Annotated in this window: 14 protein-coding genes; 9 read left to right on the top strand and 5 right to left on the bottom strand. The window is 71.6% G+C overall.

The features are described 5' to 3' along the window. Positions 1-39: 39 nt before the first annotated feature. Positions 40-1,050 carry a helix-turn-helix domain-containing protein gene (locus K4B79_RS01680; RefSeq protein WP_232024338.1) on the bottom strand — a complete coding sequence of 337 codons (1,011 nt, stop codon included), beginning with the start codon at positions 1,048-1,050 and terminating at the stop codon, positions 40-42. Between the two features lie 71 nt (positions 1,051-1,121). Here K4B79_RS01680 and K4B79_RS01685 point away from each other — a divergent pair, with 71 nt between their 5' ends. The 9 genes from K4B79_RS01685 (at position 1,122) to K4B79_RS01725 (ending at position 10,380) form a co-directional block, all read left to right on the top strand. Continuing rightward, a complete protein-coding gene (locus K4B79_RS01685) occupies positions 1,122-2,411 on the top strand; it encodes an MFS transporter (RefSeq protein WP_232024339.1) in 1,290 nt (429 codons plus the stop codon). Positions 2,412-2,420: 9 nt separating this feature from the next. After that, entirely contained in the window at positions 2,421-3,029 is a 609-nt protein-coding gene (cysC, locus tag K4B79_RS01690) for an adenylyl-sulfate kinase (protein ID WP_269462965.1), read from the top strand. After that, complete coding sequence (gene cysD, locus K4B79_RS01695) at positions 3,026-3,976, top strand: sulfate adenylyltransferase subunit CysD (RefSeq protein WP_232024341.1); 951 nt, start codon at positions 3,026-3,028, stop codon at positions 3,974-3,976. Before cysC ends, cysD begins: the two co-directional genes overlap by 4 nt. Before the next feature lie 2 nt (positions 3,977-3,978). Then, a complete protein-coding gene (locus K4B79_RS01700) occupies positions 3,979-5,223 on the top strand; it encodes a sulfate adenylyltransferase subunit 1 (RefSeq protein WP_232024342.1) in 1,245 nt (414 codons plus the stop codon). A gap of 49 nt (positions 5,224-5,272) precedes the next feature. Next, positions 5,273-5,989 carry an HAD family hydrolase gene (locus K4B79_RS01705; protein WP_232024343.1) on the top strand — a complete coding sequence of 239 codons (717 nt, stop codon included), beginning with the start codon at positions 5,273-5,275 and terminating at the stop codon, positions 5,987-5,989. A gap of 13 nt (positions 5,990-6,002) precedes the next feature. Beyond that, entirely contained in the window at positions 6,003-7,316 is a 1,314-nt protein-coding gene (locus K4B79_RS01710) for a transaldolase family protein (RefSeq protein WP_232024344.1), read from the top strand. A gap of 32 nt (positions 7,317-7,348) precedes the next feature. Further along, a complete protein-coding gene (locus K4B79_RS01715) occupies positions 7,349-8,497 on the top strand; it encodes a hypothetical protein (protein ID WP_232024345.1) in 1,149 nt (382 codons plus the stop codon). A gap of 77 nt (positions 8,498-8,574) precedes the next feature. Next, the gene (locus K4B79_RS01720; RefSeq protein ID WP_232024346.1) at positions 8,575-9,462 is read left to right on the top strand and encodes a family 3 encapsulin nanocompartment shell protein; all 888 of its coding nucleotides are present in this window, start codon (positions 8,575-8,577) and stop codon (positions 9,460-9,462) included. A gap of 3 nt (positions 9,463-9,465) precedes the next feature. Continuing rightward, complete coding sequence (locus K4B79_RS01725; protein WP_232024347.1) at positions 9,466-10,380, top strand: sulfotransferase; 915 nt, start codon at positions 9,466-9,468, stop codon at positions 10,378-10,380. Here the strand turns inward: K4B79_RS01725 and K4B79_RS01730 are convergent. The 4 genes from K4B79_RS01730 to K4B79_RS01745 form a co-directional block, all read right to left on the bottom strand. Further along, positions 10,358-10,891 (bottom strand): O-acetyl-ADP-ribose deacetylase, encoded by a 534-nt coding sequence (locus K4B79_RS01730; protein ID WP_232024348.1) that lies wholly within the window; start codon positions 10,889-10,891, stop codon positions 10,358-10,360. The two genes, K4B79_RS01725 and K4B79_RS01730, sit on opposite strands and share 23 nt — an antisense overlap. Next, entirely contained in the window at positions 10,888-12,297 is a 1,410-nt protein-coding gene (locus tag K4B79_RS01735) for a phytoene desaturase family protein (protein ID WP_232024349.1), read from the bottom strand. Before K4B79_RS01735 ends, K4B79_RS01730 begins: the two co-directional genes overlap by 4 nt. Before the next feature lie 89 nt (positions 12,298-12,386). Next, positions 12,387-13,229 carry an inositol monophosphatase family protein gene (locus K4B79_RS01740; protein ID WP_232024350.1) on the bottom strand — a complete coding sequence of 281 codons (843 nt, stop codon included), beginning with the start codon at positions 13,227-13,229 and terminating at the stop codon, positions 12,387-12,389. Between the two features lie 106 nt (positions 13,230-13,335). Then, the gene (locus tag K4B79_RS01745) at positions 13,336-15,189 is read right to left on the bottom strand and encodes a gamma-glutamyltransferase family protein (protein WP_232024351.1); all 1,854 of its coding nucleotides are present in this window, start codon (positions 15,187-15,189) and stop codon (positions 13,336-13,338) included. Positions 15,190-15,277: the final 88 nt, after the last annotated feature.

Raw genomic sequence — 15,277 nt, forward strand, 5'->3', positions numbered from 1 at the left:
GGCAAGGGGCGCGCGGGCGCGACGGGCGGAAACGAGCGGTCAGTCGGCCTGTCCGTCGGGTGCCCCGTCGGCGTCGGCCCGCAGACCGGTGGACTCGGTGAACGCGCGCCGGTAGGCGGCCGGTGACACGCCGACGACGCGATTGAAGTTGCGGCGCAAGGTCGTCGCCGTACCCATGCCGACCTGGGTGGCGATGTGCTCGATGCTCTCGTCGGTCGTCTCCAGCAGTTCCTGTGCGCGACGGATGCGCTGGGCGAGCAGCCATTGCAGGGGGCTGGTGCCGGTGAGCGCGATGAACTGGCGGCTGAAGTGGCGCAGGCTCATGTTCACCCGGCGTGCGAGCTCGGCGACCGTGACCGGTTCGTCGAGCCGTTCCCTCGTCCGGTCGAGCAGGGCGGACAGTCCGTACCGGTCGCCGGCGGAGCCCTGGCCGTCGTTGCCGGGCAACGGGGTGGCGATGAACTGCGCCTGTCCGCCGGCCCGGTGCGGAGCCGCCACGAGCCGTCGCGCCAGCGTGTTGGCCATGACCACGCCGTGGTCGTTGCGGACCATGTGCAGACAGAGGTCGATCCCGGCGGCCTGGCCCGCGGAGGTGAGCACGTCGCCGTCGTCGATGTACAGCACACCGGGGTCCACCTCGACCTCCGGATACCGCTCGGCCAGCCGTCCGGTGTACATCCAGTGGGTGGTCGCGCGCCGCCCGTCGAGCAGCCCGGCGGCGGCCAGCACGAAGGCCCCGGTGCAGATGGAGGCGACCCGCGCGCCCCGGTCGTGCGCCGCTCGTACGGCTGCCACCAGGTCGGCGGGCGGCCGGTCCATGGCCTCGTCACAGGCCGGGACGATCACCGTGTCCGCCTTCATCAGGTCATCCAGCGTGTGCGATGCCTCGGAGCGCAGCCAGCCCCCGACATTGGCACCGGGGGACGCGCAGACGGCCAGCTCGTAGCCGGCCCCGGCCGCCTCCGGATTTCCGGGTCCGAAGATCGTGCAGGGGATGGAGAGCTCGAACAGAGGCATCCCGTCGGTCACGGCCAGCGCCACGGTGGTCATGGCACGAATTGTACGCTCGATGTCCTTTCGGCCGGTTGAGGAGGCCGTCGGCCGGCGCGAGGGTCGTAGACATGAGCAATCCGACAGCACACACGTACCGGGAGACCCACGGCGAGGAAACCCGGCTCTCCGGGGCCACGGGCCGTGCCTGGCTGGCGATCGCCCTGGGGGTCGCGGCCGTCGGCTGGGGCGCCAACCAGTTCGCGCCGCTGCTGTTGATGTACCGCTCGGAACTGGGCGTCGCGACGACCACGGTGGAGGCGACCTACGCCCTCTACGCGGTCGGACTGATCCCCGGGCTGCTCCTCGGGGGCCCCTTCTCCGACCGGTACGGCCGCCGTCGGGTGCTCGTACCGGCGCTGATCATCTCGGCGCTCGCCAGCGGACTGCTCATGCTGGCCGGATCGGGGCTGAGCTGGCTGTTCGTCGGACGCCTTGTCGCCGGCGCCGCCAGTGGGGCGGCGTTCAGCTCGGGCACCGCGTGGATCAAGGAGCTCACCGTCAGCGGTTCCGGTCAGGACGAGCACACCGGCGCCCGGCGCGCGACGGTCGGGATGACCACCGGCTTCGCCGTGGGTCCGCTGATCGCGGGTCTGCTGGCGCAGCTGGCACCGAACCCGGTGGTCAGCTCCTACCTGCCGCATGTGGCGCTCACCCTCGCGACCGTTCCCTTCGTGCTGCGGACCCCCGAGGTCCACCGGCCGAACGAGGAGGCCAGGCTCTGGTCCCGGCTCCACCTGTCCGAGGCGAGCAGCCGCCGGTTCTGGAGCGTCGTCGCGCCGCTGGCACCCTGGGTGTTCGGCGCGTCCTCGATCGCCCTGGCTTACCTTCCCGGTCTGGTCCTTGACCGGCTCGGCGACAACGCGCTGATGTTCAGCGCGGTCGTGACCATGCTGACCATGGTCGCGGGCATCGCGGTGCAGCCCCTGGCGCGTCGGGTCAACCACCCGGACAAGCCCCGTCTGATCGCCACCTCGCTCGGCATCGTGGTGGCCGGACTGCTGCTCGGCTCGCTGGCCGCGACGACCGTGCACTGGTGGCTCGTCGGCATCGCCGCGCTGGTGCTCGGCGCCGGCTACGGCTGCTGCCTGGTGTGCGGCCTGATGGAGGTGCAGCGCATGGCGGGCGCCGAGAACCTGGGCAGGCTGACCGCGATCTTCCAGGCGCTCGCCTATCTCGGCTTCGGGGCGCCGTATCTGCTGGCCGTGATCGAGCACGTGGTGCCGGCCTCGGAGCTGCTGTTGCTGACCGCCGTGCCGGCGGTGCTCACCCTCGCCTGGACCACCTACCGGGCCACGCACGGGACGGACCCGGCGAAACAGCGGAAAACGACCGCATCCGGCTCCGCGGTGCGGGGGTAGTCGCACCGGATGGCCGTCATTCCGCGAACCGATCACAGCAGTGAGGTGACCGACTTGAGCACGAGTCCGATATGCACGTGCCGGCCCGGTGGAACGGTGTGGCTCATGGGGCTGCCGAGTTCGGGCAAGACGACGATCGCGAGGTCGGTCGCGGACCGGCTGCGGGAGGAGCATCGCAGGGTGGAGACGCTGGACGGGGACGAGATCCGCGGCTCGCTCTCGGAGGGGCTGGGTTTCTCCCGGCAGGACCGGGACAGCAACGTGCGGCGCACCGGACTGGTGGCGGAGATCCTCGCCCGCAACGACGTCCTGGTCCTGGTGCCCGTGATCGCCCCCTACGCGGACAGCCGCGAGGCGGTACGCGAGCGCCACGAGCGCAGTGGGACGCCCTACCTGGAGGTGTACGTCGCCACCCCCTCCCGGGTGTGCGCCGACCGCGACGTGAAGGGCCTGTACGCGCGGCAGGCGGCCGGTGAGTTATCCGGCCTGACCGGTGTCGACGACCCCTACGAGGAACCGGCGAGCCCCGATCTGGTGCTGGAGACACACCGCCAGGACATCCAGGAGTGCACCGCCGCGCTGCGGGCGCTGCTCGTCGAGAGGGGACTCGCCCGATGACCACCACGACGACACGGACGACCGAGGACCGGACGGCGGACGACGCCGGGCTCCACACGCTCACGCACCTGGACATCCTGGAGGCGGAGGCGGTGCACATCTTCCGGGAGGTGGCCGGGGAGCTGGAGCGCCCGGTGATCCTCTTCTCGGGCGGCAAGGACTCCGCCGTGATGCTGCACCTGGCGCTCAAGGCGTTCGCGCCCGCGCCGCTGCCCTTCGGGCTGCTCCATGTGGACACCGGCCACAACTTCCCCGAGGTGCTGGCGTACCGGGACCGCACCGTCGAGGAACACGGACTGCGGCTGCGGGTGGCCCGCGTGCAGGACTTCATCGACTCCGGTGAGCTGCGTGAGCGTCCGGACGGGACCCGTAACCCCCTCCAGACCGTGCCGCTGCTGCACGCCATCGGCGAGGGCCGCCACGACGCGGTGTTCGGCGGCGGACGCCGGGACGAGGAGAAGGCACGCGCCAAGGAGCGGGTGTTCTCGCTGCGCGACGAGTTCGGCGGCTGGGATCCGCGCCGGCAGCGGCCGGAACTGTGGCAGCTGTACAACGGCCGGTGCTCCCCCGGCGAGCACACACGGGTCTTCCCGCTGTCGAACTGGACCGAGCTCGACGTGTGGCAGTACATCGCGCGCGAGAGGATCGAACTGCCGGCGATCTACTACGCGCATGAACGATTCCTCTTCTTCCGCGACGGCATGTGGCTCGCCCCCGGTGAGTGGGGCGGCCCGAAGGACGGCGAACGGACCGCGACCCGCCGGGTGCGCTACCGCACCGTGGGCGACATGTCCTGCACGGGAGCGGTCGATTCGGACGCCGACACCGTCGAGCGGGTCATCGAGGAGATCGCCGTGGCCCGGCTGACCGAACGCGGTGCGACCCGGGCCGACGACAAGATGTCCGAGGCCGCCATGGAGGACCGCAAGCGCGAGGGGTACTTCTAGCCATGACCGTCGACACACTTCGGTTCGCCACCGCGGGCTCCGTCGACGACGGCAAGTCCACCCTGGTCGGACGACTGATGCACGACTCAAAGTCGGTCCTCGCCGACCAGCTGGAAGCCGTCGAGCGGGCCTCCCGCACCCGCGGCAAGGACACTCCGGACCTCGCGATGCTCACCGACGGCCTGCGCGCCGAGCGGGAGCAGGGCATCACCATCGATGTCGCCCACCGCTACTTCGCCACCCCGCACCGCCGGTTCATCCTGGCCGACACCCCGGGGCATGTGCAGTACACCCGCAACATGGTCACCGGCGCCTCGACCGCCGAGCTGGCCGTCGTCCTGGTGGACGCGCGGGCCGGCGTGGTCGAGCAGACGCGCCGGCACGCCGCGGTGGCCGCCCTGCTGCGGGTCCCGCACGTGGTACTGGCCGTCAACAAGATGGACCTGGTCGACCACGACGAGACGGTCTTCGGCCGCGTCGCCGAGGAGTTCGGTGCCTACGCCGCCTCTCTCGGGGTCCCCGAGATCACCGCCGTTCCCATCTCCGCGCTGCACGGGGACAACGTGGTGACCGCCTCGCCGAACATGCCCTGGTACGGCGGCCCGACCGTGCTCGGGCACCTGGAGAGCGTGGACGTCGACCACGACCCGACGCAGGACGTGGCCCGGTTCCCGGTCCAGTACGTCATCCCCGCGCCGCCCGAGGAGCCCTCCGGCCGCGGCTGCGCGGGCCAGGTGGCCTCCGGTGTGCTGCGGGTGGGCGAGCCCGTGACGGTACTGCCGAGCGGGCGCCGCAGCACCATCGCGGGCCTGGACGTACTCGGCCGGTCCGTCGACCTGGTCCGGGCTCCCCAGTCGGTCACCGTCCGGCTGACCGACGATCCGGACGTCTCCCGCGGTGACATGATCGTGCCCGAGGACACCTCGGTGACGCCGACGCGGCATCTGACCGCGACCGTCTGCCATCTGCACGACACCCCGCTCGAACCCGGCTCCCGGGTGCTGCTCAAGCACACGACACGGACCGTCAGGGCCGTCGTCGAGGAGATCCCGTCCCGCCTCGCGCTGGACGACCTCTCCCAGCACCCGGCTCCCGGGCACCTGGCGGCCAACGACATCGGCCGGGTGGTGCTGCGGCTGTCCGAACCGCTGCCCGTCGACCCCTACGCCGACTCACGGCGCACCGGTTCCTTCCTGCTCATCGACCCCGGCGACGGCACGACCGTCACGGCCGGGATGGTGTGCTGACCCGTCGCCGCTCCCCCCACTTCGCCGCCTCACGCAGAGGGTGATGAGCATGTCCCACTTGGTGATCTTCGACTGCGACGGCGTCCTGGTGGACAGCGAGACCCTGTCCGCCGAGGTCATGCGGACCATGGCGCGGGAACTCGGCGCCTCCTTCACCGGCGACTCCGCGCTCGCGTTCATCCAGGGCCGCAAGGTGGCCGAATGGACGGCCGAGCTCGGCGAGATGGTCGGCCGTGAACTGCCCGAGGAGTTCGTCCCGGAGTTCCGGAAGCGCTGCACGGACGCGTTCGACCGGGATCTCGTCGCCACGGACGGGATCGAGGACGTGCTCACCGCGATGGAACCCCCCTTCTGCTGCGCCTCCAGCGCGCCGATGCAGAAGATCCTTCACGTTCTCGGCCACACCGGGCTGCTGCACTTCTTCCCGGAGGGCCGCCTCTACAGCGCCTACGAAGTGAAGGTCTGGAAGCCGGACCCCGGACTGTTTCTGCACGCGGCCGCGGCGCACGGCGTTCCGCCGGAGCGATGTGCGGTCGTGGAGGACAGCGCACCGGGCGTACGGGCGGGTATACGGGCGGGAATGACCGTCTTCGCCTACGCGCCCGACGGAATCCCGGCCATCGGCGAGGGAGCCGGACAACCCGGCACCTCCGAAGAGCCCGAGGGTCACCTCACGACGTTCACCTCCATGCGGGAGCTGCCGTCATTGCTACGCCGATGGCGCTCGACGCTCCCCGACCACACCAGTCCCCTACAGCACCCCTGAAAGGGATGCCCTGATGTCTGTTGTGCACCGATCCCACCTCCGCGCGCCCGCCGCGAGGCACACTCGGGAAACCGACGGCTCCACCGGCCTGAGCGTTCTGGAAAGGCTCCAGCGGACCAACCGTTCCGCCGAGATCTGGTGGGACTCCCCGCCCCTGGACTTTCCGGCCTGGCGCGACGAGGTGCTCAGCCGTGCTCCCGCTCCGGCGGTTCGCAAGCGATGGGCCGCCCAGTTCGAGCGGTTCATGACTCCGAACGACCCCGAGGGGTCCTTAGTGCGCGGGGTGACGACGAATCCGTCACTCATCGCCAAGAGCGTCCTCAACGCACCCCAGAAGTGGTCCCGCGAGGTCCGGCGGCAGGCCACACAGCAGAAGACGTTCGACCCGGAGTCGGTGTTCCGGCTGATCTACCGCGAGGTCGTCGCGCAGTCGGCGATCGCCATGGTGCCGATGTGGCAGCAGACCGACGGCCGGTACGGCTGGGTGTCGGCCCAGCTCGACCCGCGCAGCATGTTCGACCCGGACAGGATGCTCGACGAGGCGCTGACCCTGGCCCAGCAGAGCCCCAACGTGATGGTCAAGGTGCCGGGCACGCCCGCGGGGTACGAGGTGATCAGGGAACTGGTCGCCAGGGCCGTCTCGATCAACAACACGCTCACCTACACGGTGCCGCAGTTCCTTGCCTGCGTCTCCGCGGTGGAGGACGGACTCGCGGCGGCGGAGCGGGCCGGCATCGGCACCGACCGCTGGCGTGCGGTGATCACGCACATGATCGGCCGCTACGGCTCGCACGGCGACCTGCTCAAGGAAGCCGGCGAACTCGGTGTCGAGCTCGGCCCGCTGGACGTGCGCTGGGCGGAGGTCGCGGTGCTGAAGCGGATCCAGCGGATCCTCGGTACCCGTCACCACCCGGTGAAGATGCTGCTGTCCAGCCTGGAGGTCGAGGACCCGTGCGTCGGCACGGACGTGGTGAGCATGCATCTGGAGCAGACGGCCGGGGCGGACATCGCCTACACCTGCAAACCGGCCTTCGTCGAGGCGACCATGCGACGCGAGGAGGACCTGGTCGGCTTCGCCCCGGACGCGATCGACCAGCCGGTGCCCCCGGACGTCCTGGCCCGGCTCAACCGGCTGCCGTACTTCCGGCGGGCCGTCGAACCGGACGGTATGCGGCCGGAGCAGTTCGCCGATCACGGCGCCTTCGTCACCACCCGCTCCGAGGTGAACCACAACACGCGCCGGCTGATCGACTTCATAGAGCACCACATCGACGAACTGCCCGTGTCCGTGCGGTACGCCGGGTACGCGGGCGGACGCCGCTCCTGACCAGCCCACCGACAGCGAGGAAGGACGGACAGATGTCCCTGGACCATCCGGACCGCGAGAAGCCGCTCATCATGGTGGTGGGCTGCGGCGACCTGGCCGCGCGGCTGCTCAGCATGCTGCTGCACACACCGGACACCAACCGGGTCGTGCTGGCCGGCCGGGACGTGGAGAAGATGACCAGGACGGTGAACCTCGCCAGGTTCACCGCGACGAACCTCGGTCTCATCCCCGAGGTGACCGTCGAACGGATCGACCTCGACGACGTCGCCGCGACCGCCGGGACTCTGGCGCGGGTGCGGCCGGACATCGTCTTCATGGCGGCGTCCCTTCAGTCGTGGCGGATCATCACGAAGCTGCCCAAGGAGCACTTCGAAGCGCTGGACGAGGCCCAGTTCGGCCCCTGGCTGCCCATGCACCTGACGCTGAACCACCGGCTCGCCGCGGCGGTCCGCGAATCCGGCACGGCACCGAAGGTGCTCAACGCGGCCTTCCCGGACGCGGTCGGCCCGATCCTGGACAAGGTCGGGCTGGCCCCCACGGCGGGCATCGGCAACGTCGCCAACATCATCCCGGCGCTGACCTTCGGCTACGCCATCGAGGCGGGCGTCGATCCGTCCTCGGTGGAACTGCGCCTGGTCGCCCAGCACTACTTCAGCCACTACGTCCCCCGGTTCGGCAACGAGGGCAACGGGCGCTACCACATGTCGGCGACCGCGCACGGCAAGCCTCTCGACGACGTCCCGCACGGGGCGGTCTTCGCGCACCTCAGCGGCCGGCTGCGCAGGCTCGGCGGAGACGCCGGCCAGTTGCTCACCGCCTCCTCGGCGATGCGCGTCCTGCACGCGATGGCGACCGACAGCGGGGTGCGGGCCCACGCCCCCGCCCCGAACGGGCTGCCCGGCGGCTACCCGGTGCGGGTCGGCCGGGACGGCCCGGCCTTGGACCTGCCGGACGGGATGCCGGTGGACACCGCCGTCGCGATCAACGAGGAGTGCCAGCGGGCGGACGGCATCGACCGCATCGACGACGACGGGACGGTGACCTTCGCCGAACGCGAGATGTCGATCATGAAGCGGCTCCTCGGCTACGAGTGCCGGACCATGCCGCTGGCGGAGTCCGCGGACTGGGCCGAGGAGCTCGACGCCAAGTACCGCGCGTACGCGGCACGCGTCACCGGCTGAGCCGGCGGCCGAGGCGCGGCCCGTCCCCGAACGACCGCACTCCTGACCTGTTCCACCTCACCCCCATGGGAGACGAGATGACCACCCAGCAGCTCGGCAGTGAGATCGAGATCCCCTACGAGGACTCGTACAACGAGAACCTCACCCCCGGCGAGGACTTCGCGCGGTGCGTCGCGTCGAGGACCGACGAGGACGAGGTCGTCGTCCCGTTCCACGCCTACCTCCCCGCGTCCTTCCCCCTGTTGAAGACCCGGCCCCGCTACATGGTCCGGCATCTGCTCAAGGTGGGTCGGGTCCGCGAGGGACACGGCGACTACCTGGAGGAGTTCACCCGGGTGGACGTGGCACCGAGCGGCATCGCGTACCAGGCGACGCCGGAGTCCACCTTCGGCTCCGCCCTGCGGACGGCCGGCTTCACCGACGTGGAGATGGCGCTGAACGTGCCCGTGGAGTTCGTCCGCAAGCCCGGATTACTGGCCAGCTTCATCGACTACCGCATGTTCGTCCGCATGTGGACCCAGGAGAACGAGATCCTGCTGTACGGCAGCAAGGACGGCGCGGTCGAGGGCCTGCTCAACATGAAGGGCCTGCGCACCCGGTCCGGCCGTGGGGACGTCTTCCGGGCGCTGTCCCTCGCGGCCTGCGAGGTCGAGGAGACCGGCGGCTCCTGCGACGGCATCGTCATCCACCCGGAGCTGTACTGGCTCGCCGCGGAGAACGGGTTCCTGGAGAGGTTCAAGAGTGCGGGCATCACCGTGTCGCGCACCCGCATGATGCCCCGGGGCAGCGCCCTGCTCGGCGACTTCCGCGCGGGCGCGACCCTGCTCAATCCCAACATCTCCACCCTCACGCTCAGCAAGGACCCGCGGGCGGCGGACCGACGGATCATCACCGCGCGCACCAGGATGGGACTCGCGGTGCACGTTCCCCAGCACTTCGTCCTCCACCACCACGAGGAGGACTGAGCGGTGCCCGCCGGCAAGCCGCAGATCCTGTACATCACGGGCATGATGCGCTGTGGCAGCACCTTCGTGGGCAACGTCCTCAACGAACTGCCGGGCGCGGTGCACATCGGTGAGCGGTACTTCCTGTGGAAGAACGCACTCCTGCGGGACGGTACGAACTCCTTGTGCGGCTGCGGACTTGACCTGCTGAAGTGCGAGGTGTGGTCCGGTCATCTCGGCGAGGTGGACGACCGCAAGGCCCGACGGCTGTGGGGTCTTCAGGAACGTCACCTGCGAACGCGTCACACCGCCGCACGCCTGGCGGAGTCGCGCGGACGCAGGGCCGCCCCGGCCGAGGTGGGTGAACTCGGTGACGCGATCGCCGCGGTCCACCACGGCATCACGGCCGCGAACGGCCCCGGGCTGATCATCGACAGTTCGAAGAACGCGGCGGACGCGGCGGTGCTCGCCCGGCGTCAGGACCTCGACGTCCGGCTGCTGCACATCGTGCGGGACCCGCGGGCCACCGTGTCGTCGTACCTGTCGCCGAAGCAGTACCTGGAGCGGATGAGTGCGGCGAGGACCCTGTCCTACTGGGCGGGATTCAACCTGGCGTCGGAGGCCGTGGGCCGGTCACTGGGCGACGGACGGTATCTGCGGATCCGCTACGAGGACTTCGTCCGGCGGCCCCGCGCGGTCACCGGGGACATCGCCCGGTTCGCGGGACACGAGGACATCTCGGCGATCGGGTTCGACGAGGACTCCTCCGTCCTGCTCGGCACCAACCACACCATCACCGGCAACCCCGACCGGCTGCGACAGGGCCGAGTGCAGATCAAACGGCACGAGCCCTGGCGAGAGAGCATGTCGCGGCCCGGGAAGCTGGCGGCCTTCGCCGGGGTGGCGCCCCTGATGCTCAGGTACGGCTATCGCGGTTAGGCGTGCGAAGCCGCGCGGCGAACGCCTCGTGGGACCGCTCGTCGAAGAGGACGAACCTGACCTCCTCGACGGCGGTCCGCGTGCTCCGTACCGTCTCCACCGCGATCCTCGCCGCATCGTCCATCGGCCAGCCGTAGATCCCGGCGGACACGGCCGGGAAGGCGACGGTACGGGCGCCCAGCTCGTCGGCGACACGCAGGGACGCGCGGTAGCAGGACGCCAACAGCTCGGAGCGATCCTCCTGTTGGCTGTACCGCGGACCGACCGTGTGGATCACCCAGCGGGCGTCCAGCTCACCCGCGGTCGTCGCGACGGCCTGGCCGGTGGGGAGGCCCTTGCCATAGTGACCGGCCCGGAGTCTGCGGCAGTCCGCGAGGATCGCGGGACCGCCCCGCCGGTGGATGGCCCCGTCGACCCCGCCGCCGCCCAGCAGCGAGGAGTTGGCCGCGTTGACGATCGCGTCGGCGCTGACGCGGGTGATGTCGCCCTGGGTGAGGGTGAGGGTGGTCATGTCTGACGGAGCCTCCTCCAGACCGCCTTCGCCGCGTTGTGGCCCGACATGCCGTGTACGCCGGGGCCGGGCGGGGTGGCCGAGGAGCAGATGAAGACGGCCGGGTGCGGGGTGCCGTAGGGGAACAGGGAGATCTTGGGGCGCAGCAGGATCTGGAGGCCGGCGACCGCGCCGGAACCGATGTCGCCGCCGACGTAGTTGGCGTTGCGGGCGGCGAGTTCGGGCGGGCCGGCGGTCGCGCGGGCGAGGACGCGGTCCCGGAAACCCGGGGCGAAACGCTCCAGTTGACGCTCGATGGCGTCGGTGAGGTCTCCGGTCCAGCCGCTGGGGACATGGCCGTACGCCCAGAAGACCTGCTTGCCCTCCGGAGCCCGGCCGGGGTCGACGACGCCGGGCTGCACGGTGATCATGAACGGCCTGTCGGGTGCCCGGCCCTCCCGGGACGCGGCCCGCAGGGCGGTGCCGATCTCGGCGCTGCTCGCGCCGATCTGCACGGTGGTGGTGCGGTGGGCCTCCGGCGCGGTCCAGGGCACGGGGCCGTCCAGCGCGTAGTCGACCTTGAAGACGCCGGGGCCGTACTTGTAGCCCGCGTAGTGGCTGCCGAAGCCGGCGATGCGCGCGAGGGCCGTGGGTGAGGTGTCGAAGACGTAGGCGCGGGCGGGCGGCAGGTCGTCGAGGCGCTTGACCTCGTAGTCGGTGTGGATGGTGCCGCCGAGGTCCTTGAGGTAGTCGGCGAGCGCGTCGGAGATGGACTGCGAGCCGCCGCGGGCCACGGGCCAGCCGCGGGCGTGCGCGGCGAGCGCGAAGACGAGGCCGACGGCGCCGGTGGCGAAGCCGCCGAGCGGGGCCATGACATGCGCGACGAGCCCGGCGAACAGGGTCCTGGCCCGCTCGTCGCGGAAGCGGCGCATCAGCCAGGTCGACGGGGGCAGGCCGACGAGGCCGAAGCGGGCGAGGGTCACCGGGTCGCGGGGCAGCGCGGTCAGCGGCAGCGACATGAAGTCCCGGACCAACGTGTCCCACTGGGGCAGGAAGGGCTCCACCAGCCTGCGGTACGTGCCCGCGTCGCGCGGTCCGAAGGAGGCGGCCGTCTCGCCGACCGAGCGGGCCAGGACGGCGGCGGTGCCGTCGGGGAAGGGGTGCGCCATGGGCAGGTCCGCGTGCAGCCACTGAAGGCCGTAGCGCTCCAGGGGCAGCGCGCGGAAGGCGGGTGAGTTGATGCCCAGCGGGTGGGCGGCGGAGCAGGGGTCGTGCCGGAAGCCGGGGAGGGTGAGCTCCTCGGTGCGGGCTCCCCCGCCGACGGCGTCGCGGGCCTCGAAGACGGCCACGGAGAAGCCACGGCGGGCCAGCTCCACGGCGGCCGTCAACCCGTTCGGCCCCGCTCCCACCACGACCACATCGAGCATCGACGACACCTCGGACCCCTTCGTCAGCCGATGGCCAGTTGAGGTCAGGATATGACGGGGTACCGACAGGCCCGTCCCGGGAGCCGTCTCTACCGCCCCCGCAGCAGTTCGACCACCCGCCGGGCCGTCGCCTCGTCCCGGGCCGCGGTGAACGGGAGGGTGTTGTGGCCGGTGATGCGGAAGGGCTCGCCGGAGCGGGTCAGGTGGGTGCCGCCCGCCTCCTCGACCAGGAGGATGCCCGCCGCGTGGTCCCAGGCGGCCTCCCAGGAGAAGGCGACCGCGTCGGACTCCCCGCGGGCGACCGCGAGGTACTCCAGGCCCGCCGAGCCGCAGGGGCGCGGGGCGACACCGTCGGTGCGCAGGCCGAGCAGGGCGCGCTTCTCGTCGTCGGTCGTGTAGTCCGGGTGGGAGGTGGCCACGCGCAGGTCGCGCCCCGGTTCCGGGGAGCCGGCGCGCAGCCGCTCGCCGTCGAGGAACGCGCCCCGGCCGCGCACCGCCGTGGCCATCCGGTCGGGTACGGCGGCATAGGTCCACGAGGCCCTCAGGACTCCGCCCTGGGCGAGGGCGACCAGGGTGCAGAAGCCGGGGTCGCCGTGCACGAACTGCCGGGTGCCGTCCACGGGGTCGACTATCCAGACCGGGGCGTCGCCCTGTATCGCCTCGTAGGACAGCGGGTTGGCGTGCACCGCCTCCTCGCCGACCACGACCGAGCCGGGCAGCAGGGCGGCCAGCACCTCGGTCAGGTACAGCTCGGCCTTGCGGTCGGCGTCGGTCACCAGGTCGTGCGGCGCGGTCTTCTGCTCGATCTCGTGCGCGGCGAGCCGGCGGAAGCGCGGCATGATCTCCGCGGCGGCCGCCTTGCGCACGGCCTCCTCCACGTCGGTGGTGTGCCGGGCGAGAAACTCGTCGATGGTTTCCTTGTTCTCGATCATGACTCCATGAGAGCACGCGTCACTGACAATCCCCACCCTTGAGTCGCACGGCCGGTGGAATCGGCGTGAACACGGGGTACCGCGGGCCGCCGGGCCCGCCCGGGCGTCAGCGTCCCACCGCGTACCCCTGCATGCCCCGGGGATTCGCCGCCGCCGACAGGATGCCGGTCCGCGGGTCCCGTGCGACCGCGCACAGCCGCCCCTCCGACCAGGGGGCGCCCACGGTCACCTCGTGCCCGCGCCGGCGCAGCTCCGCCACGATGCCCGGGTCCGTGCGGGCTTCGACGGTGACGCTGCCCGGTCGCATGCCGCGCGGGTAGAAGGAGCCGGGGAAGCTGTCGTTGTGCCAGTTCGGGGCGTCGATCGCGCCCTGGAGGTCGAGGCCGCCGCGGACCCGGGCGCGCAGCGCGACCGCGAGGAGGAAGTGCAGCTGCCACTGGTCCTGCTGGTCCCCGCCGGGCGTACCGAAGGCCAGGACCGGGACCCCGTCGCGGAGCGCGATCGAGGGCGTGAGGGTGGTGCGGGGGCGGCGGCCCGGGGTGAGCGAGTTCGGCAGGCCCTCCTCCAGCCAGGTCATCTGGAGCCGGGTGCCGAGCGGGAAGCCCAGCTCGGGCACGACGGGGTTGGACTGGAGCCAGCCGCCGCTGGGGGTGGCGGCGACCATGTTGCCCCAGCGGTCGACGACGTCGAGGTGGCAGGTGTCGCCCCGGGTGGAGCCGTCGGCGGCGACGTCCGGCTCACCGGGCACGGGCGAGGTCGGCGGCTTGGCGACCGTGGGCTCCCCCGTCCCCATCGCGACCGTCGGCTCCCCGGCGCCCAGGGGGTCGAACCTGGGCTCGCCCGTGGCCACCAGGTCGGCGTAGGCGCTCAGCCGCGGGGTGCGCCCGCCCGGGCTGCCCGGCCGCAGCTCGTGGGAGGCCTTGTCCCCGACGAGCTCCCGCCGTGCCGCGTTGTACTCCTCGGACAGCAGCTCGGCGAGCGGCACCTCGGCCGCGTCGCCGTACCATGCCTCCCGGTCGGCCATGGCGAGCTTGCAGCCCTCGACGAGCAGGTGGACGTAGTCGGCGGACCCGTACTCGGGCAGTTCGGGCGGGAGCAGGGCCAGCTGCTGCAGCAGGACCGGGCCCTGGCTCCAGGGGCCGGCCTTGCACACGGTCCAGCCGTTCCAGTCGTACGTCGCCGGCGTCTCGTAGGTCGCGGACCAGTCGGCGAGGTCGGCGGCCGTGAGCGTGCCGGTGTGGCGCTCGCCGCTGGTGTCCATGGTGGGCCGCCCCGCCTGCCGCACGAGCGCCTCGGCGATGAAGCCGGTGCGCCACACCTCGCGGGCCGCCTCGATCTGCTCCTCCCTCCCGCCCGCGCCGGCGACCTCGGCGAGCAGCCGCTTCCAGGTGGCGGCGAGGGCGGGGTTGCGCAGCAGCTCGCCGGGCCGGGGCGCCTTCCCGCCCGGCAGGTACACGTCCGCCGACGTGGTCCACTCCGTCTCGAAGAGCTCCCGGACCGTCTCGACGGTCGCGCCGACGTTCTCCACGGGCGGGTGCCCGTGCTCGGCGTACCCGACGGCGTACTTCAGGACGTCGGCGAGCGGCTTGGTGCCGTGGTCCCTCAGGAGCAGCATCCAGGCGTCGAAGGCACCGGGGACGGCGGCGGCGAGGGGCCCGGTGCCGGGCACGAGGTCCAGCCCCAGCGCCTTGTAGTGCGCGACGCTCGCCCCGGCGGGCGCGACCCCCTGCCCGCACAGCACCCGCACCTCGCCACCGGCCGGGGCGAGCAGGATCGGCACCTCACCCGCCGGCCCGTTGAGGTGCGGCTCGACGACGTGCAGCACGAAGGCACCCGCCACCGCCGCGTCATAGGCGTTGCCGCCGTCCTCCAACACCGCCATCGCCGACTGCGAGGCCAGCCAGTGCGTGGAGGACACCATGCCGAAGGTGCCCTGGAGAGTGGGTCGGGTGGTGAACACGGACGGCTCCTCACAGCACGACGACGATCGGATGATCGTACGCAGCCGTACCCAACGCTCCACGGCCGTACGCGGCCCCGCGGCCGAC

This window comes from Streptomyces lincolnensis, assembly GCF_021173675.1.
Classification (GTDB): Bacteria; Actinomycetota; Actinomycetes; order Streptomycetales; family Streptomycetaceae; genus Streptomyces; species Streptomyces lincolnensis_B.

Bases quoted from the DNA above. Each gene is read 5' to 3' on its own strand.
- K4B79_RS01735 (WP_232024349.1), bottom strand. From the start codon at position 12,297: ATGCTCGATGTGGTCGTGGTGGGAGCGGGGCCGAACGGGTTGACGGCC.
- K4B79_RS01720 (WP_232024346.1), top strand. From the start codon at position 8,575: ATGACCACCCAGCAGCTCGGCAGTGAGATCGAGATCCCCTACGAGGAC.
- K4B79_RS01715 (WP_232024345.1), top strand. From the start codon at position 7,349: ATGTCCCTGGACCATCCGGACCGCGAGAAGCCGCTCATCATGGTGGTG.
- K4B79_RS01680 (WP_232024338.1), bottom strand. From the start codon at position 1,050: ATGACCACCGTGGCGCTGGCCGTGACCGACGGGATGCCTCTGTTCGAG.
- K4B79_RS01685 (WP_232024339.1), top strand. From the start codon at position 1,122: ATGAGCAATCCGACAGCACACACGTACCGGGAGACCCACGGCGAGGAA.
- K4B79_RS01705 (WP_232024343.1), top strand. From the start codon at position 5,273: ATGTCCCACTTGGTGATCTTCGACTGCGACGGCGTCCTGGTGGACAGC.
- K4B79_RS01700 (WP_232024342.1), top strand. From the start codon at position 3,979: ATGACCGTCGACACACTTCGGTTCGCCACCGCGGGCTCCGTCGACGAC.
- K4B79_RS01710 (WP_232024344.1), top strand. From the start codon at position 6,003: ATGTCTGTTGTGCACCGATCCCACCTCCGCGCGCCCGCCGCGAGGCAC.
- cysD (WP_232024341.1), top strand. From the start codon at position 3,026: ATGACCACCACGACGACACGGACGACCGAGGACCGGACGGCGGACGAC.
- K4B79_RS01730 (WP_232024348.1), bottom strand. From the start codon at position 10,891: ATGACCACCCTCACCCTCACCCAGGGCGACATCACCCGCGTCAGCGCC.
- cysC (WP_269462965.1), top strand. From the start codon at position 2,421: ATGGCCGTCATTCCGCGAACCGATCACAGCAGTGAGGTGACCGACTTG.
- K4B79_RS01740 (WP_232024350.1), bottom strand. From the start codon at position 13,229: ATGATCGAGAACAAGGAAACCATCGACGAGTTTCTCGCCCGGCACACC.